At 62.3% G+C, this 17,778-nt stretch carries 20 protein-coding genes; 6 read left to right on the top strand and 14 right to left on the bottom strand.

All coding sequences use genetic code 11. The features are described 5' to 3' along the window. Positions 1-10 precede the first annotated feature (10 nt). The 5 genes from AC1Y2B_RS06420 to AC1Y2B_RS06440 form a co-directional block, all read right to left on the bottom strand. Complete coding sequence (locus AC1Y2B_RS06420) at positions 11-253, bottom strand: hypothetical protein (protein WP_482252235.1); 243 nt, start codon at positions 251-253, stop codon at positions 11-13. A 38-nt stretch (positions 254-291) separates the two neighbouring features. Beyond that, the gene (locus AC1Y2B_RS06425; RefSeq protein WP_482252236.1) at positions 292-2,370 is read right to left on the bottom strand and encodes an ABC transporter permease; all 2,079 of its coding nucleotides are present in this window, start codon (positions 2,368-2,370) and stop codon (positions 292-294) included. A 54-nt stretch (positions 2,371-2,424) separates the two neighbouring features. Next, on the bottom strand, positions 2,425-2,997 hold the full coding sequence (locus tag AC1Y2B_RS06430) for a substrate-binding domain-containing protein (protein ID WP_482252237.1): 573 nt from the start codon (positions 2,995-2,997) through the stop codon (positions 2,425-2,427). 422 nt (positions 2,998-3,419) lie between these two features. Then, positions 3,420-3,809, bottom strand: coding sequence for an ABC transporter permease (locus AC1Y2B_RS06435; protein WP_482252238.1), 390 nt, complete (start codon positions 3,807-3,809; stop codon positions 3,420-3,422). Between the two features lie 165 nt (positions 3,810-3,974). After that, positions 3,975-5,462 (bottom strand): alpha/beta hydrolase, encoded by a 1,488-nt coding sequence (locus tag AC1Y2B_RS06440; protein WP_482252239.1) that lies wholly within the window; start codon positions 5,460-5,462, stop codon positions 3,975-3,977. A 208-nt stretch (positions 5,463-5,670) separates the two neighbouring features. Between AC1Y2B_RS06440 and serB the strand changes: the two genes are divergently transcribed. The 3 genes from serB to AC1Y2B_RS06455 are packed head-to-tail and all read left to right on the top strand — an operon-like array spanning position 5,671 to position 7,767. Next, the gene (gene serB, locus AC1Y2B_RS06445; RefSeq protein ID WP_482252240.1) at positions 5,671-6,546 is read left to right on the top strand and encodes a phosphoserine phosphatase SerB; all 876 of its coding nucleotides are present in this window, start codon (positions 5,671-5,673) and stop codon (positions 6,544-6,546) included. After that, a complete protein-coding gene (locus AC1Y2B_RS06450; protein ID WP_482252241.1) occupies positions 6,543-7,013 on the top strand; it encodes a GNAT family N-acetyltransferase in 471 nt (156 codons plus the stop codon). The genes serB and AC1Y2B_RS06450 overlap by 4 nt, the downstream gene beginning before the upstream one ends. Next, on the top strand, positions 7,006-7,767 hold the full coding sequence (locus AC1Y2B_RS06455; protein WP_482252242.1) for a TSUP family transporter: 762 nt from the start codon (positions 7,006-7,008) through the stop codon (positions 7,765-7,767). The genes AC1Y2B_RS06450 and AC1Y2B_RS06455 overlap by 8 nt, the downstream gene beginning before the upstream one ends. Here AC1Y2B_RS06455 and zapE read toward each other — a convergent pair. Further along, a complete protein-coding gene (gene zapE, locus AC1Y2B_RS06460; RefSeq protein WP_482252339.1) occupies positions 7,764-8,843 on the bottom strand; it encodes a cell division protein ZapE in 1,080 nt (359 codons plus the stop codon). The genes AC1Y2B_RS06455 and zapE overlap by 4 nt on opposite strands. Before the next feature lie 326 nt (positions 8,844-9,169). Between zapE and AC1Y2B_RS06465 the strand changes: the two genes are divergently transcribed. Together AC1Y2B_RS06465 and AC1Y2B_RS06470 are read left to right on the top strand one after the other, a co-directional pair. Further along, positions 9,170-10,108, top strand: coding sequence for a GNAT family N-acetyltransferase (locus tag AC1Y2B_RS06465; RefSeq protein WP_482252243.1), 939 nt, complete (start codon positions 9,170-9,172; stop codon positions 10,106-10,108). Beyond that, complete coding sequence (locus tag AC1Y2B_RS06470) at positions 10,105-10,632, top strand: Rieske 2Fe-2S domain-containing protein (RefSeq protein ID WP_482252244.1); 528 nt, start codon at positions 10,105-10,107, stop codon at positions 10,630-10,632. Before AC1Y2B_RS06465 ends, AC1Y2B_RS06470 begins: the two co-directional genes overlap by 4 nt. Here the strand turns inward: AC1Y2B_RS06470 and AC1Y2B_RS06475 are convergent. Genes AC1Y2B_RS06475 through AC1Y2B_RS06510 form a run of 8 tightly spaced genes read right to left on the bottom strand, consistent with a single transcriptional unit; the run spans position 10,615 to position 15,548 of the window. Beyond that, positions 10,615-10,920 carry a hypothetical protein gene (locus AC1Y2B_RS06475; protein WP_482252245.1) on the bottom strand — a complete coding sequence of 102 codons (306 nt, stop codon included), beginning with the start codon at positions 10,918-10,920 and terminating at the stop codon, positions 10,615-10,617. The genes AC1Y2B_RS06470 and AC1Y2B_RS06475 overlap by 18 nt on opposite strands. A gap of 27 nt (positions 10,921-10,947) precedes the next feature. Next, entirely contained in the window at positions 10,948-11,589 is a 642-nt protein-coding gene (locus AC1Y2B_RS06480; protein ID WP_482252246.1) for an ATP-grasp domain-containing protein, read from the bottom strand. Beyond that, positions 11,582-12,022 carry a hypothetical protein gene (locus AC1Y2B_RS06485; protein ID WP_482252247.1) on the bottom strand — a complete coding sequence of 147 codons (441 nt, stop codon included), beginning with the start codon at positions 12,020-12,022 and terminating at the stop codon, positions 11,582-11,584. The genes AC1Y2B_RS06480 and AC1Y2B_RS06485 overlap by 8 nt, the downstream gene beginning before the upstream one ends. Positions 12,023-12,038: 16 nt before the next feature. Continuing rightward, on the bottom strand, positions 12,039-12,803 hold the full coding sequence (locus AC1Y2B_RS06490; RefSeq protein WP_482252248.1) for a hypothetical protein: 765 nt from the start codon (positions 12,801-12,803) through the stop codon (positions 12,039-12,041). Beyond that, on the bottom strand, positions 12,800-13,351 hold the full coding sequence (locus tag AC1Y2B_RS06495; RefSeq protein ID WP_482252249.1) for an MBL fold metallo-hydrolase: 552 nt from the start codon (positions 13,349-13,351) through the stop codon (positions 12,800-12,802). The genes AC1Y2B_RS06490 and AC1Y2B_RS06495 overlap by 4 nt, the downstream gene beginning before the upstream one ends. 21 nt (positions 13,352-13,372) lie before the next feature. Next, the gene (locus AC1Y2B_RS06500; RefSeq protein ID WP_482252250.1) at positions 13,373-13,612 is read right to left on the bottom strand and encodes a hypothetical protein; all 240 of its coding nucleotides are present in this window, start codon (positions 13,610-13,612) and stop codon (positions 13,373-13,375) included. Next, on the bottom strand, positions 13,603-14,574 hold the full coding sequence (locus AC1Y2B_RS06505) for an NAD-dependent epimerase/dehydratase family protein (RefSeq protein ID WP_482252251.1): 972 nt from the start codon (positions 14,572-14,574) through the stop codon (positions 13,603-13,605). The genes AC1Y2B_RS06500 and AC1Y2B_RS06505 overlap by 10 nt, the downstream gene beginning before the upstream one ends. Beyond that, positions 14,571-15,548, bottom strand: coding sequence for a 3-oxoacyl-[acyl-carrier-protein] synthase III C-terminal domain-containing protein (locus AC1Y2B_RS06510; protein ID WP_482252252.1), 978 nt, complete (start codon positions 15,546-15,548; stop codon positions 14,571-14,573). Before AC1Y2B_RS06510 ends, AC1Y2B_RS06505 begins: the two co-directional genes overlap by 4 nt. A gap of 266 nt (positions 15,549-15,814) precedes the next feature. Here AC1Y2B_RS06510 and AC1Y2B_RS06515 point away from each other — a divergent pair, with 266 nt between their 5' ends. Beyond that, positions 15,815-17,617: an ABC transporter ATP-binding protein gene (locus AC1Y2B_RS06515; protein WP_482252253.1), complete on the top strand. Its 1,803-nt coding sequence runs from the start codon at positions 15,815-15,817 to the stop codon at positions 17,615-17,617. Positions 17,618-17,778: the final 161 nt, after the last annotated feature.

Raw genomic sequence — 17,778 nt, forward strand, 5'->3', positions numbered from 1 at the left:
CTCCTGCGACCTAGACCGCCGGCGCTGACACATCCGAAGCGAAGTCCTGACGCACCTCGCCATCCGGCGTTCGCAGGGCAGCGCTGGAACTGGCCACGATATGTCCGCGCCACAGCACCAGATTTTCAGGCTGCGGCAAGGCGGCAAAGACCGGCGCATCGTCCAGCGCGGTGTTGGGGCGGAAGGCACCGTCCAGTGGCGGGATCGTCATGGCCTTGCCAAGGAAGATGTCGAGGATGGGGTCAAAGATCATTTCGCAGCCCCCCAGTAGGAGCGTATCCCGCTCCAGCCCTAGTCGGCGCCTTCAATGGTGAAGCGGCCGATCCGATTGTTGAAGATGCCGCCGATGAACAACTGCCCCGTTTGTTCGCGCATCGAGGTCACCATGGCATGCGGGGCACCGGTCAGGTCGCCCATCGTCTGGATGATCCGGCCCGTGTCGTCGAATTTCACCACGCCGCCGGTGTTGATGTTGGGAAAGAGCCAGTCGTCCTGCGGCAACCTGCGCGCCAAGCGCTTCTTCATGCCGGGATGGCGCAGCGACAGGTCGAACGAGGGCGTCCGCATGCCCAGCCAAGCCATCCAGTAGGTGCCGTCAGAGGCGCGGTTGATGTTGTCCGGATTTCCCGGCATGTCGCGGATCACGCATTCTGCGGTCCCGGCCTTCGAACCCTCAAGCCAATAGCGGTGAATCCGGCAGGCCCAGCTTTCGGCAAAGAACAGCGACTTGTTGTCATGCGCCATGCAGACGCCATTGGTGTAGCGGTAGCCGTCGAGCAGCGTTCGCGTGCTGCCATCCTTGGGGTCATAGACCAGAAGCCGCCCTGTCGCGCGGTTCTCGATGCTGTCCAGCGTCCATTCGTGCGCGTCGTAGCGTTTGGTCGAGTCGGTGAAGTAGATCTTGCCATCAGGCGCAATGTCGAGGTCGTTCGGGTCGCGCAGGCGGGCATCGTCGACAATTGATCTGAATGACCGGGCCGTTTCCGCCGAGAGTTTGGTCACCACCCGGTCTGGCGAGATAGAATAAAGCCCCATCGCCCCGACACAGGAAATCAGGTTGCGCTTGGCATCGAAGGCCAGCCCCAGAGGGAAGCCACCGACATGAGCGAAAACCTCGGACCGCGTATAGTCAGGTGCGAAAAAACGGACGATCTCGCCATGCCGGGTGCCACAATAGAGGTGGTCCTCGGCATCGAGGATGACGTCTTCGGGGCCTTCCAACTCGCCCAGGCCTATGGCGTCGGCGCTGGAGAGGCGGTTATTCAGGGCGTAAGGGGTGCCGGAATTGGGTTCAGCCGATTGGGTCGGGCCCATGGCGAGGTAGACAGGGGCGACATAAACCTCGTTCAGCACCTTGTGGCGGTTCTTCAGCCAGCGGATGTCGATGGTGACGGCTGCGGCCAAGAGAAGGCCCAGCACCATCTGGTTGGTGCCGGTGCCGTAGCCAAGCCGGATCAGGCCGTTTGTCATCACCAGGACGATGATGGCCCCCATCATTCCCTTCGCAACTGATCCGCGCCCGCCTCCGAGCGAGTTGCCGCCCACCACGGCAGCGGTGAGCGCTGCAATCTCCAAGCCTTGACCAGTGCCGGGGCCAGCGCCTGAAAGCCGTGTTGCGATCAAAAAGCCTGCCGCGGAAGCGCAAAGGCCCGAGAAGACATAAGTCAGAAAGACCGTCCGGCGGACCTTGATGCCAGCGATATAGGCCGAACGGTGCGAGCCTCCTACCGCCAGAACATGCCAGTCGGGGCGAGAGCGGGTCAGGGCAATATGGGTCACGATGCCAAGGGTCAGCACGGCCCATACGGGGACGGAAATCCCCAAGGCGGTGCCGTCGCCGATGAAATCCCAGATGTCTGATTGCGCCGAGGACGTCTGCACAAGGGATGCGAAGGTCACCACCAGAATATCATAGATCGCCCGCCCGATGATGAAGGTCACCAGCGTGGTCAGAAACGCGCGCAGCCGCAGGTAGCCGATGAGGTAGCCGTTGATCGCCCCGAACACCACGCCGACGCTCAGCGAGGCGAGCAAGGCCACCCAGACCGGCAGGTCGAAGATGAAGAAGCAGGCCACCACCGCGAAGGCCGACAGTGCGAAGATCGAGCCTACGGCAAGGTCGATCCCTCCGCCTAGCATCACGACCGTGAGGCCGGTAACGACCAGCGAGAACTCTCCAAGCTGACGGGTGCTGGCTTGCAGCGAGCTTGGCTTGAAGAAGCCCGCGATCAGGCTACCGAATGTGACCACCGTGATCACCAGCGCCAGAAACGGGATGGCGTTGTCGGTCCAGCGCTTGGTGAGAATCCCGATCAGATAGTCGGGGATCAGGTTGTAGCGCCAGGCTTGCAGCCGCTTGCGGAGTTGCATCGGGTATGCTCGATGTAAGGAGAGGGCGCCGCGGCGGGCGCGACGCCCGTTGGCTTACTTGCCCGCAGCAGCTTGCAGGGCCTTGAGGTCCCAGCAGGTGTCAGGCTTGAGGTCACCCTTGGTCGTGGCCTTTTCCAGTGTGTAGATGAAGGGCGACGAGGTTCCCGGCGGCTGTTTGCTTTGCAGCAGGTACTTGATGGTCGAGACCATGTCGCCCGACCCGCGCGCAAGGTCCGTCATCACGACAGCCCCGTAAGTGCCATCTTCCAGCGTCGCGCAGTCGGCGGTCTTCTCGCCGCCGCCGGTGGTGACAAGGAAGACTTTTCCGGCCAGACCGGCATCACGGATCGCAGCCGAAGTCCCGGTCGCGTCGCCATCCCAGAAGTCGATGATGCCGCAAAGATCGGGGTTCTGTTGCAGGACCGTGGTCGCAGCATTGCGGGCGTTGGTGGCGTCCCAGTTGCTGTCAGGCTTGGCGACGACGGTGATATCGGGGTGCGATTCCAGCACTTTCGCGATACCCGCATATTGGTACAGCGAGGTTGCGTTGACCTCATCCCCTTGAATAAGCGCGATCTTCTTCGAGGTGCCCTCGCCGCATTGCTTGACGACAGCCTCGGCTTCCAACTGGCCCAGACGGTTCCAGTCAGATCCGATTTAGGCGTCAGCCGGAAAATTGGCCGGTTTGTCGACCAGAAGTCGTAGATCACCGCCTGTTGCGCCTTTTTCAGGATCTTGGCGCAAGAGTTGAGGTCGGGTGATATCACCACCAGCACATCGGGATGCGGGTCCGAGGAAATCGCCTCGGTCAGGGCCTGAGCGCCGGCCTCAGTCGACCAGTTCGGTCCGCGCTTCAGGATGGCGGACCAGCCTTGGGCCAGATCGACCCCCATGGCGCGCGGCACCAGAAGCACGCGCTTGCCGGTCAGGGCGGCGGAATAGCCCGCGGGGCCGGGGTCGTCAGCAGCGAGGCCGCGAGGACTGCGGCCCCCATAATCAGCTTGGCAAACTTCATACCATGCCCTTTGCGTCAGCTCTGGTGCGTCAGTTTAAGTGTCACCCTGCTGGGCCGTCTGTTCATAGCGCGCGTTGATCACCCCGTCGAAGATGATGGCGGCCAGCAGGATCTTGGATTTGATCAGGTTCTGGAAGAGCAGTGAAATGTCGACTATTTTAATCCTGTTTAGCATGATGCCGATCAGCGCCGCGCCGTAAAGCACATTGCGCACCCCACCCTTGCCGCCGGACGGGCCGATGCCGCCGATCATGGCGACCAGCACGATGTCATAAAGCAGGGTCGAGTTCACAACCCGGATGTTGATGGATTGCAGGTTGGCCGAGGTCAGCAGGCCAGAAACAAACGCCGCGAGGGCAGAGATCACATAGCACAGCGCCAACATGGGCCGCACCGGAATGCCGACGTCGCCCGCGGAATACACATAACGGCCCCGACGAATGAAGCGCAGGGACAGGACGGCGACGCGCGGCGAGCGTGATGTTCATCGCCTCGGCTGCGGGGACAAATTCCGTTTTGGGCTGAAGGTCCCTCCCGCTGACCGGGGGCCAAACCTGCGCGCGACGGTCAATTCGAGGTGGTCGATGCCTTAGGGCTGCGCAAATAGGGGAAAGCTGACGCCCAAGGCCCAAGCCAGACACAGACCAAGGCCAAGCCCGGCTGCGAGGGCGCCAGATTGGCGGCCGATCCAGCGTCCCATCAACCCGTGGACCACGAAGAAAAGTAGAAACACCGGCAGCACGATCAGCACAAAAGTCAATTGCGCCGGGTCCAGGAGTGCCGCCAGGCCAAGTGAGGTGAACAGGCAAAGCCGCGCCACTACCCGCCGCCACAGGGTACCGCGCCCGGCTTGGGTCACGCAACTGTCGGCGATCATGCTTGGGACGGTGCCAAGGCATAGGGCAGCGATAATCGGCAGTCGCTGCGACGTGGGCAAGAAGCTTGCGGCATAGCGGTCCAGCGCGAGCCCGAACACAAGAATTCCCCATAGGGTCAGGGCAAGAACCGATAGCGCCGGGAAGCGGCCCTTCAGGCCACGCCAGTCGTCCAGCAGCACAAGTTGCAAGATGCCGAACACCGCCAGATGCAGCATCAGATAGTCCGCCACCAAGACCGGCAGGAAGTTGGTGTAGAACGGTGTGATCAGCAGCGGGGTCGCCACGGTAGGCAAAAGCGTCGCCAACACAAAGCGCTGCGCAGGTATATCTGGCATCGCTGGTCGCGTGGGCAGCATCGCGACCAAGGGATAAAACCCCATCACAATCCCCGCCAGCAGCGCCAAAATCCACCAGCCCCGATGACCGGCGGTGCCGACGTTCTGTCGCCCGAAGGTCACGTCCAGCCAGTCCTCTGCGGCATTGACAGCTGCCGGGCTGAACAAAACCCCCACATGTTCGACCCTCGGGGCCACCACCGCGCGCCGGGTCACGCCGCCGGAAGCGGCCAGATCGCCCTCCTCGGCGCTTGGGTCAACCTGATGGACCGCATCAAGGGCGGATCTGCGCAGAAAACTTTCCCATTGCCCTGTGATGACCAGCATGTGTCGAGGCTCTAGCGCCGTCACGGCCTGCGAGAACATCGAGATGGCGACCACCGCATCCACCGGCCTACCTGCCTTGGCCTCGGCAGCGGCGGCGCGAATGATGATGTCAGTTGCCATTGAATGCCCCAGCAAGGCGATCTGCGAGGCCCCCGGCAAGGTACGGGACGCAGCGATGATGCCACGGGTTTCGGCCACCAGCAGTGCCGTGGTGCCGTCAACCGAGGTCACATCGCCTGACATTGGCACCGGGTTTCTGCCATGCCCCTCGAAATCGAAAGCCAAAACGCGGTAGCCGGACTGCGCCAGATGAAGCGAATAGGCCTGCATGATCTGACGGGACCCGGCAAACCCATGCGCCACAACGACAATTGGTCCCGACGCGTTGGGCTTTTGATACAGCGTGACCGGCGTGGTGCCGACGTTGAAATCGGATATGTCCAGCCCGCCGCGTTCCCGTTCCAGCATGACAACCGAAAGGACAACCAGAACAAGTGCGGCGAGTGCTATGGCCAATCTGTTTGGGGACCGCGTCAAAGATCAGCTCCACGTCCAAGACCGGGTATTTGCGGCAGTCTGTGACAGGATTACGTTTGACGCGCTGCCGTGGATCATTCTGCAAGGCTTTGGCGGCGACCGCACCTGTTGGGATGGGTCTTCCCCCGCTGGCGCATGGCGGAAATTCGGCGTAAAGCGCCGCATCTGCGCGCAAATACGACCCACCCAAACCGTCGGAATTCCGTCCATGTTCATTGCCACCCTGCTGACCCATCCCGATCACCCTGTTTTGGAACGGGTGACCGTGGAATCCCTGCGCAATGCATGGGGTGGCGGGGATGCTGTCTGGCTGGATCCGGGCGTGGCGGCCGAGTTTCCGCTGGAAGCGATGCCTGCCAACCGGTGGGAGGTTTGGCAGGCTTTGCAAGGCCTTAAGATCGACCTGATCCTTCAGCCCGCCGTGGGGCGCAAGAAGCGCCTTTTGCTGGCCGATATGGACAGCACCATGATCGAACAGGAATGCATTGACGAACTTGCGGATGAGGCGGGCGTGGGGGCCTATGTCGCCGCCATCACCGCGCGAGCGATGAATGGCGAGCTCGATTTCGAAGCCGCCTTGAAGGAACGGGTCGGTCTGCTCAAGGGCCTTTCCGCCAGCGTAATCGATCAGGTGATCCGGGATCGGATCACGCTGATGTCGGGCGGCAAGACCCTTTTGGCGACGATGAAGGCCGATGGGGCCTATTGCGCCCTTGTCTCTGGCGGGTTCACCGCCTTCACGGGCAAGATCGCCGAGGTTCTGGGCTTTGACGAGAACCGCGCGAACACCTTGCTGATCGAAGATGGCAAGCTGATCGGTGAGGTCGCTTTGCCCATTCTTGGCAAGCAGGCCAAGGTCGAAGCTTTGCAGGACATCTCTGCGCGGTTGGGGATCGACACGGCGCAGGCCTTGGCCGTGGGGGATGGTGCCAATGATCTGGGCATGCTCGCCCTGTCGGGAACCGGGGTGGCGCTGCACGCCAAACCCTCGGTCGCAGCGCAATGCGATGTGCGGGTGAACCATGGCGACCTGACAGCGCTGCTGTTCCTGCAAGGCTACGCGCGTGAAGATTTCGTGGCATGATCATCCGGCCCGCAAAGGCCGCCGACGCCCCGGCCATGACCGATATCCTGAACGTCATCATAGCGATGGGCGGAACGACTGCCCATCAAGTCCGGAAACCGGCAGAGACGGTGCAGGCGGACTATGTCGATGGCTCAGAAGTTCTGGCCTCTGTCGTGGCGGAGGATCAGGGCCGGGTGATCGGCTGGCAGTCCGTAGGTCTTTGGCAGGGCGAGGCGGATATTGGCACCTTCGTGCAGCCAGGGGTGCAAGCCAAAGGTGTGGGAGCAAGCCTTTTCGCTGTGACCTGCGATGTGCTGCGCAAAGCGGGCGTCAGAAGGGTGATCGCCAGCATCAGGGCTGACAATCTGCCGGGGCTGGCCTATTACGCCCGGATCGGCTTTGTCGACACCAGCTTCGAACCGGACTTTGCCTTGAACGACGGTCGCATCGTGGGGCGCATCCACCGGAGGTTCGATCTTGTTTGAAATCGCCCCGCATTTGGCGCTGATCCTGATCGGCGTGGGTTTCGTCGCGGGGTTTGTCGATTCCATTGCCGGGGGCGGTGGGTTGTTGTCGGTGCCCGCCTTGCTGCTGTGCGGGGCCTCTCCGATGCAGGCCTTGGCGACGAACAAGGTGCAGGGTATGGTCGGCTCTGGCACCGCCTTGCTCAACTACGCATTGGCCGGTCAGGTGAAACCCCGAGAGCAGATGGGGATGGCGCTGGTCAGTCTGGCGTTTGGCGCGGCCGGGTCCTTGGTCGCAGGGGCGATGCCAGCCGGACTGTTGCGCCTGATCATGCCCCCGATCCTGATTTCCATTGCCTTGTTCTTCGCTTTCCGACCGGGTCTTTCCGACCAACCCCGCGCGGCGCGCATGACCTCTGCCGTCTTCACGGCGGCGGTTGTGCCATTGATCGCGGGATACGATGGGTTCTTTGGTCCCGGCACAGGGTCTTTCTTCATGATGGCGCTGGTCTTGCTGCTGGGCTTTGGGGTGTTGAAGGCCACAGCCCAAACCAAGGTGCTCAACTTCGGCTCCAACCTTGGGTCTGTCGCGGTGTTTGCGTTTTCCGGGGCAACATGGTGGTGGGTGGCCGGCGCCATGGCTTTGGCGCAGATCGCCGGAGCCACGTTGGGATCGCGGTTGGCCGTGCGGGTTGGCGCAAGGCTGATCAAGCCGCTGCTGGTCATAACCTCCACGGGAATGGCGTTGCGGTTGCTGTATCAGGTCTGGGGCTAAGCGCCCCAGCCCGCGCTTTGCATTTCACGCAAGCGGCTGGCGGTGCGGGCGAATTCGAAGCTGCCCTCGCCCTCGATATAAAGCCGTTCGGGTTCGTCCGCGGCCGAACAGATCAGGCGGACGTGCCCCTCGTACAGCGCGTCAATCAGGGTCACAAAGCGCTTGGCCTCGTTGTAGTTCGAGGACGAAAGTTGCGGGATTTCCTCCAAAATCAGCACCCTAACTGCCCCTGCAATGGCCAGATAGTCGGCCGGACCCAAGGGGCGGGCGCACAGCTCCCAGAAGCTGGCCCGGGCGACACCGTTGGCGTAGCGCGGCAGTTCGACCTGACGACCATTGACCGCCAGATGCAACGGGCCGATCTGTGCCCCCGCCGTCATGTCACGCCATATAGCGTCAATCGCGGGGCCTGATTTGCCCGACGGATGGAAGTAGACTTTGGCTCCGGCCAAGCGATGCTGACGATAATCCTCTGGGCTTTCCAGCTTCACCACATCAAGCCGTTCGCGCAGCAGGTGGATGAAGGGCAAGAACAAGGCTCGGTTCAACCCGTTCTTGTAAAGATCCTCGGGCGGGCGGTTGGAAGTAGTGACGATCACCACGCCCCCCGCCAACAGTTTTTCAAACAGCCGACCGACGATCATTGCATCCGTGATATCAGTGATCTGCATCTCGTCGAAGGCCAGCAGGCGCAGATCGGCGACAATCTCGGCCGCGAAGGGGGCCAGAGGATCCTCCTCGCCCTTTTGTCGGGCAGCGTGGATGGCGCGGTGGGTCTCCTGCATGAAGGCGTGGAAATGTACCCGGCGCTTGCGTGAAATCTGGGTGGCCTCTGTGAACAGATCCATCAGCATCGACTTGCCGCGCCCGACCCCACCCCAAAGGTAAAGCCCCTTGGGCGCAGCGGCAGGTTTGGAGAATAGGCCCGACAGCAATCCGGTCCGACGCAGGGCCTGCGCCTCAAGCCAAGTCCGCAAAGGCTCCAGCAGTTCGGCCACCGCGGTTTGCTGCGGGTCTTGGCGGATTGCGCCTTCGGCCACGCGGCGGGCCAGAATTTCGGGAAGGGTTTCGCGCATACTGTTGTATACCAAAGCCATCATGCCGAGGAAAGCCTGCAGCGCTGCGAGGTAAAGCCGCATCGGTTGCCTGATGGCAAGACCTTTCTCAACCACCCCTGCGACGGCAGTCGCGGGGCCGAAGCGAGTGGCCTGTTTCATGTCCGGCTTTGCGCAAGGCAAGCGCCTGTGGCAGCCTGCCCCCATGGTGACGAACCGCACAGACGCAGCTTTGGCGTTGCAGGGCCTTTGGCAAGGTGCCGCAGCGCCGCTGATTGCCAATTTGCGATGTAAGATTGACGCCATGGAAGCCGCCGGCGCGATCTTGCCGCTGACCCTGTCCGACCGTGCCCAATTGCTATATCTGCTGCCCCAGCGTCGCCTATCGCGACTACGGCATTGAAGAGACCCGGCATTTTGCACGCTTGCCGATCCTGCGGGCCATTCTGACCGGTCTTTTGCGCGCCAGTGGTCCGATCCTGCGGGCCAGTGGGCTGGATCACCAGTGTCAGGTCAACAACTGGCTCTTGGCGACCAACCCACCACTTGGCCTCGACCCGTCGGATGCCGTGGTCGCCGTGCGCAGCTTGGCCGCACGCTATCCGGACCGGGCCATCGTGGTTCGCTCGTTGAATGACCGTGCTGATGACGCATTTCAGGATGCCTTTCGCCGGGGCGGTGCCGCCTTGCTGCCCGCCCGTCAGGTTTGGGTCATCATGCCAGACGCCCCCTGGACGCTGAACCGCCGCCGCGATGCGCAGCTTCTGGCGCGTACCGCTTTGACCGTTGTTGGAGATGATGGCTTTGCAGAAGACGATGTCGCTGAAGCCGCCCGGCTATATTGCCTGCTCTACCTGCAGAAATACACGCCGCTGAACCCGCAGTATTCGCCGGAATTCCTGAGTATTCTCCGCAAGGCTGGGATCCTGCGGTTGCAAGGCCTCAGGCAGGCGGACGGCAAATTGCTGGGGGTGATCGGAACCGTGACGCTAGGCGGTTTGCTGACGGCTCCAGTGGTCGGCTACCGCACGGATCTGCCGAAAAGGCTTGGGCTGTACCGCATGCTGATGGCCCTTGCGATGGCCGAGGCTGCGGCGCGGCTTCTGCCATTCAACATCAGCGCGGGTGCAGCAGGGTTCAAGCGCAGCCGGGGCGCCTTGCCGGCTATCGAATACACAGCAGCCTTTGTGGCCCATCTGCCATTGCGCGAAAGGTTGGCGACGGCGCTGCTGTCAGGCCTGCTAAATGCCATTGGAGTGCCTATCATGCGGCGGCACGCACTTTGACCTGGCAGGCCATAGCCTTGTCAAAGACGCTGCGAAGCAAACCCTTGCGGGCGGTCATGAACGGCGAAGCGCTGGTCTTGTTTCGCGCCGAAGCAGGGGTGCGGGCGCTGTCTGACCGCTGCCCGCATCGGATGGCACCCTTGTCGGCGGGTCTGGTGGTTGATGAACTGCTGCAATGCCCCTACCACGCCTGGCGTTTTGATGGGGAGGGCCGCTGTCGCGCGATACCTGGACACCTTGGTCCGGTGCCGGCTGTGCATCTGCGCCGCTGGAAAGCTTGCGAGCGGGGCGGCGTGATCCTTGTGGCGCCTTGGGATGAGGTGTCAGAACCCTTCCTGCACGGCATCACATCGCCGGACCCGGTGCTGCGCCAGTCTGAGAGCCGAAGCACCGCGGCCGTGGCCGACGTGGCCGAAAATATCCTGGACGCCAGCCACGCCCATTTCACCCGTCGTGGCATCCTGCGCGGCCTGTCTCAGCGCCGCTATCGGGTGCGTGTCGATGTGTCATGGGGCCCCGATTAGGTCGAAGCCCGCTATACCGGTGAGGCCCGGCAACACGGGCTGGTCAGCGCCCTTCTGGAACAGGATCGCGGGTATTCTCTCGGCCGGTTTCGGGCGCCAGGAATTGCCGAACTGGAATTTTGGCGGCCCACGGGCCTGCGTCTGGCGACGACGTTTCACCTGCGGCAGGAAACGCCAGAAACGGCGGCGGGCATCGCCATCCTTGCCGGACCGCGCGACCGGGGTCTTGGGCTTTTGAAGGCGGTGGCGTTCAACCCGCTCTTCAGGGTGGCGCTGCGGCAGGATCAACGCATTCTTGCCGCCTGTGCCACGAATTCACGCGGTCAAAATCCGGTTATTGGTCCGCTGGATTTCCTGCGCGAAGGCACAGATCTCCCGTCCCGGCAGGAAGTCTTGCGCGACCCAAGGTTCGGCATGGGTGGGCGTGATTGAGGCCAACTGATGCAGGCTCGGCCGGATCAGGGTTCGGGTGGCAAAGCGCGAGAAGACCGGTTTGAAGACCAAGGACGCCATCCCTTCTGCAGCAGAGTGCAGATCCGCGCGGCTTTCCAGCCGGCGGGTTCTGGGCAGATGCGGCCAGAAGCCTTGGCCAAGGCGGATGAAGGCGTCCTTGTCATACGCCGTTGTCAGCAAATCAGTGGAAGGGGCGAAGAGGGTGACACCCTGTGCTGCAAGGTCGGGCGAAATCTGTGCCAGCCAGAACACCTCTTCGCAGGTTGGCACGGTCATCGTGATGCTGTGGCGGCGGCATAGGGTCAGAATATCCCGACGGAAGGCTGCGAAATCGTGGCGCGGTAACGCAAAGCGAAGATAGCCTTCTGAAAGGTCGTTACTGCTGCCAATAGGATGGCGCGATACGTCAGCCAGATGAACGCGGCGGCCGCTGGCCCGCAACGCCCAAGCCCAATGCACTGCGACGGGCGCGCGGGCGCCGGTGACCATCACGACCTCAGCCATCGCGGACCACTCGGCTTTCCACGCGGCGCAGTTTTGCCTGCATATGAGTCTCCATCATGGCAGATGGCACCACGATCCGCGCTGATGCGCCGTGTCGCGCCAGCACTGCGGCCAGCGCGTCAGCCGCGGCGTACTGCTGCGCCAAGGTTGTGCATTCGGGCAAGGTCAACTGAAGCGTTTCCGGCGTCAGTTGTACGAGCCTGAAATCCGCTATCCCCCGATCGGCATGCAAAATGGCGTTGCGCAGGATGTCGGGCGTGATCTGTGTCCCGGGAAAGCGGAAGAAGTCATCCTTCCGGCCCACCACCTCTGCCACGGCCCGCAGTGGGGAGCCGCAGGGGCAGGGTTTGTCGGACAAGCGCAAGAGATCATTCATCCTGTAACGGGAAACGATCTGCTGGTGCCTGGTGAAGCTGGAGATGACCGGTGCCACCAGATCTCCCACCTGTTCAAATTCGAACCGGATGACGTCCTCGGCAAGATGCAGCGTCCCGTGACGGCAGGTTACCGCCAACAGTCCCTCGGTCGCCATGTAGATCTGCCCCAGCCGCGGGCCAAAATGCGCCTCGATCCGTTGACGGTCTGGAGGGTCGAGCGTTTCGGCGGCCGAATAGAGCGTATGGGGGGTGCAGGTCCGTTTGCTGTGTCAGCCAGATCAGAACTTTGGGCGGTGCGACGATCACACCCGGATTTTGCAGTCGCAGCCGCGCCAGCCATTCGTCGCGGGGCGCAGTCAGGTCGTAGAATTGCAGGTCAACACAGCGGGTCTGACGGGCCGTGTCATAGAGCGCGGTGTGCAAGGGCAGCATAACCGCCACTTTCTGACCCCAGAACCGTGGCAGGGCCTTGGCCAGTATGACGCCAAGCCATTGGAACCGCTCGGCGTCGGAAAGGATGAAAAGGCCACGGTTGCCACTGGTCCCGGTGCTGGCCCCGACGGTCAGCGCACTGATCTTGCGGGTGGTGGCAAAGGCGGCCCAGCCTTGTGTGGCGGTAATCCCCGCCCGATTGAAATCGGCAAAGTACTGCATGACCAAAGCTTTGTCCGTGAGGGGCAAAGTGCCATTGGCGTAAAACGCCACCTTGGGCAAGGATTTGCGCAGCCAGCGGCCGTAACGCCGATCCTGTCCACGCAGAAAGGCTGCGCGGCCTTGACCGGGGCGCGTCAGCCACAGGGTGCGAAAATAGGCAAGAAGCGTCAACGCCAAGCTCATGCCACGTCCCGTGCTGTCGGGTTGGGATCATGGCACACCATGACCTCGTCGCCCGCTTCTTGCCAGCCGCCGGCCAAAGCAGTGCTGCGCGCGGCAGCGCCCGCATCCTGCAGGATAAACCGCGCCGGAGAGCCCGGTGCCTTCCCCGGCTGGAGCGCCGTCAGAAGCCATTGCACATCGCAGGCGTACAGCAGCGGACGCGGGAAGGTTGGGAAGGCAAGCCCGAAGTGGCCTTGCGCATGGCCCGGCAGATCTACCGTCAGGCAGGTGCCATCGCCGAACAGATCACCCCCGGCACCAAGGCCAAAAGGCAGGGTGCGCTGGGGCAAGCGGGTGACGTCCTCCATGCGTCGGTCCAGATCGTGCGGAAGCAGGCTGGGAAAGATGCCGTGGCGTTGGTTCGCCACGGTCTTGCTGGCGCGGATCTTGGCGAGGGTGCGTCCAGGGCCAAGGATGCGCGCCTTGGGGAATTCATCCCGTCTTGCCACATGGTCCGCATGAAAATGGGTCAGGATCACGCCGGCAACCTCAGTTCTCTGCAGCCCCATCTGGTGCAGAAAGGCTGCGGGCTACTGATCCGCCGCCGGTCGGTAGCCCAGTGCGGCAGCGTAGCCGCGCAGCATCCGGCTTCGGCCGGGCGCTGCGAGGGCCGCGGGGCCGATGCCGGTATCAATCAGGAAGATGCCGTGCCGTGGGTGCAACAGCACGCCATAGCGGACCCGCAGGTGAACCCACCGCCAAGCGCCGCCCCGTTGAAGCACCGCTTCAGGAGCCCGGACAAAAGCGCTGTTGGCGAACCTTACCTCCATGGATTGCCATGCGCGAAGGTACGATCCAACCCTTCATCAAAGCTGATCTTTGGCTGCCATCCCAGAACCGCCTTTGCCTGTGACAGATCCAGTGTCTGCCGATAGGCGAACAGCCCAACCCCATACCGTGTCATCTGCGGTTCCTTGCCGGTGAGGGCTGCCGAAAGCTCCATCCCACGGGCGGCAGCCATGACGAATGGCAGGGGCAGACTGCGCCAGCGCGCTGTGATCCCGCAGCGGTCGGCCACGGCCGCAACGACGTCACGGATCGGTAACGCGGCCCCGCCTGATATGTTGAAGACCCGGCCCTGTGCCCTGCCCACTGCAAGTGCCGCCCAGATACTAGCCACCACATCATCCACATGGGTGAGGTCCGTGGCAGCCCGCCCGTCGCGCAACAAGGGCAGCGGGCCGCTTTTCAGGGCGCGCAGCAAGCGCGGGATCAGCGCGTGATCCCCTGCCCCGTAAATCCCGCGCGGCCGAAGCACCACGCAACCGGCCAGAAGGGCCATCTCTTCGGCCAGCCTCTTGCTGGCAGCATAAGGGTTCACGGGCGGAGGCAAAGGTGCGGTTTCAGGCAAGCTCTCCTGATCCTCAAACCGGAAATAGACCGAGGGGGTCGAGATATGGACGACTCTGTCCGCCCGGATCGCCTCGGCAACCTGCAGGATTGTTTGGGTGCCCATCACGTTGGCGCGGTGGAAGGCCACCGGCTTGCCCCAGGGGGCCGACATCGCGGCAGCATGGACAATGCGTCGCACGCCCGCCGCTTTGGCAACGCGCGTCAGGGTTTCGACGGCATCAGCGGCGGCAAGATCGAGCGGCAGCACCGGAAATCCCAGCCTTTCGGCCATCAGCCCGCAACGCTGCGGGTCGCGCCCCAAGGCCAGAACCTTGCCCTGCGCCGAGGCGGCCAAAGCGCCACCTAAAAAGCCGCTGGCACCGGTAATCAGCGTGGTCATGCCATCACATCCATCACCAGACCACCAAACGACACTCCGGCAGAGGTGCCCGGCATCAACAGCTTGGCGCCCGCGGGCGGAAACCCGCTGCGACGGGCCAGATCCAGCCCGAAAGGAAGCGAAGCGGCAATCTGCTTGCCATGCGCGGCCGCGAAATTGAGCACCTGATCGTCGCGAAACCCGCAGTGTCGGATCATGTGGTCAAGGGCCTTGGGGCTGGCCTGATGCGGCACCACAAGCCCGATGTCATTGGGGCAAAGCCCGGCTTGTGCCAGAACATCGGCGACGAAGGGCGCAAGATGGCTGGCCGTCAGGCGGAACAGGGCGCGCCCGTCCAGCTGGAAGGTCGCGTGGGCGGCGAACGCATCGGGCGCATCGGCAAGGCTGAACCGGGTGGCGCCAGCGCCGATCTGACAGGCACCATAGGCCGAGGGGTAGCTGCGGAACCGTGTTGCCAAAAGTGGCGGACCCTGCCTGAACACCGCCGCTGCCGCGCCATCGCCAAACAGGGCCGCAACCTCGGGCTGGGCCTGCCATGGCAATCCGCCTGAGGCGATTTCCGAGAAGACGATCAACGCCTGATGATAGCGACCGCAAGATATGAGCGCGTCCACCACGTCCATCGCTGTCAGGAATGACAGACAGGTGGAGTTGACGTCGAATGTCGCCACGGCCCCGTCGTCCAATCCCAGTCCAAGTTGGATCAAAGGGGCCGTAGAAGGCAAGGTTTGATAGGGAATGGCTGAGGCGAACACAATGAAGTCCAGATCCGCCGCCGGGATGCCGGCATCGTCCAACGCGGTACGGGAAGCTGTCACGGCAAGGTCGATCTGGGTTTCATCCACGGCAACCGCACGGGATGTGACGCCAGTTAAATCAAAGCTCCACCCCGCAGGTTTGCCCAGAGTGCGGTCAACCTCGGCCGCTGTCATGCGCCGGAAAGGCAAAGCCGAACCTATGCCCAAAAGCTTCATCCAACAACCCGCATCAAGATCAATTCCTTGCCTGAAGTCTGCCTTATGCGGCAATCTGGAACAACCCGGTAAAGAAGCATCTCAGGTTTCACCTGCGTGATCGCCCCGGCGTGTGGTGGAAGCTTTTCTTGCGACCCGCCCGATGCAAAGACCGACGGAAGGCACTAGGTTGGGCGTAGATCTACTGACCCCCAAGACCGAGCAACCTTTTGCCTCCACCGCTTCCCAAGCAACCCCCTGCCAGCTTCGCCGCCCGTTGGGCCGCGTTGCGCAACATCGTTCCGTTCATGCAACTGGTCTGGGGTGCCAGTGGCCTTCTGACCTTTGCTTCCCTCATCCTGCGGGTGGCGCGGGCGGTCTTGCCGATTGCGGCTTTGTGGGTTGGCAAGCTGATCATTGATCAGGTGGTTCATCTGTCTGCCTTGGCGGATCGGCCCGATACGGCGCTGGGCTGGTGGCAAAGTGGCCATGTGACCCTGCTATCGCTTTATGTCGCATCCGAGTTCGCGTTGGCGATCCTGTCGGACCTGCTGGGCCGTGTCGTTGGCCTTGTGGATTCGCTGCTGTCTGACAAGCTGACGATGCGGTCCTCGATCCGGCTGATGGAGCATGCGGCCACGTTGGACCTTGAAGACTTCGAGGATGCCGATTTTCAAGACAAGCTGGAGCGCGCCAGGCGGCAGTCGTCAGGCCGGATGACGCTGCTGGGCCAATTGTTCGGCCAGATGCAGGATACTTTGACTGTCGTCACCTTTGCAGCCGGGCTTTTGATCTATAACCCGTGGCTGATCCTGCTGCTGGTTGTGGCTTTGGTGCCGGCTTTCATCGGCGAAGCGCATTTCAATGCACAGAACTACATGCTCGATTTCACGCGAACGCCAGAGCGGCGTGAATTGGACTACGTGCGCCAGACGGCGGCGAGCGTTGAGACCGCAAAAGAGGTCAAGATATTTGGCCTGAACGCTTTCCTGACAGATCGTTACAAGACCCTGTCGGAAAGCTTCTACGCCGCCAACCGGCAGATAGCGCTGAACCGGGCTTTTTGGGGCGGTGTATTCACGGCTGTAGGTACTTTGGGTTACTATGCCGCCTATGTCTGGATCATCGCCCGCACGCTGACCGGAACGCTGACGCTGGGGGATTTGACTTTCCTTTCGGGATCGTTCCTGCGGCTGAGAACCTTGCTGCAAGGCCTGCTCTCCAGCTTCTCGTCCACCGCAGCGCAGGCGCTGTATCTGGATGACCTGTTCGGCTTCTTCGATGTGAAGCCCAATATCCTGTCGCCCGCCAACCCCCGCCCCTTCCCAAAGCTGATCAAGCGGGGTTTTGTCTTTGAAGATGTCGGCTTCCGCTATCCGGGTACCGAGAGTTGGGCGGTCAGGCACCTGTCTTTCGAACTGCGCGCCGGTGAGACCCTGGCGCTGGTTGGCGAGAATGGTGCCGGCAAGACGACGTTGGTCAAGTTGTTGGCCCGGCTTTACGACCCGGTTGAAGGGCGGATCACGCTCGATGGCCACGACCTCAAGGACTATGACCTTGAGGAGTTGCGCGGCGCGATTGGCGTGATCTTTCAGGACTTCATGCGCTATTCGCTGTCCGCCGCCGACAATATCGCCGTCGGCCGGATCGAGGAGCGTGCAAACCTTGCCCGCATCATCGACTCGGCGCAGCGCAGTCTTGCGGACCGCGTGATTGACGGCCTGCCGGGGCAGTATGACCAGATGATCGGCAAGCGCTTCAAGAACGGTGTCGAGCTATCTGGGGGCGAGTGGCAAAAGTTGGCCATCGCCCGGGCCTACATGCGCGGAGCCGAGGTGCTGATTCTTGACGAGCCCACCGCCGCGCTGGATGCGCGGTCCGAGTTTGAAGTGTTCCAGCGGTTCAAGGAATTGAGTGTCGGAAAAACGGCCATCCTGATCTCGCACCGGTTTTCGTCAGTTCGGATGGCGGACAGAATTCTGGTGCTGTCAGGGGGCAGGGTGGAAGCTTCGGGCAGCCATGACGACCTGCTGGCGCAGTCTGGCCGCTATGCGGAACTGTTTGAACTACAGGCGGCGGGCTATCGCTAAGGTGACATCGAGCTGGCGGTCCGCCACGAAAGCCCCTTAAACTCGTAGCTTGCATTTGTTAGACAGATTCTAAGTTGGCGCTGAACTTCTGGTTTCCGCAGCGATGCTGTGGACAACGAACACTTGGCGCTTACATCACGATCCAGTCACGAACGGAGAGA

The sequence above is a fragment of the Stagnihabitans sp. genome, from assembly GCF_964946895.1.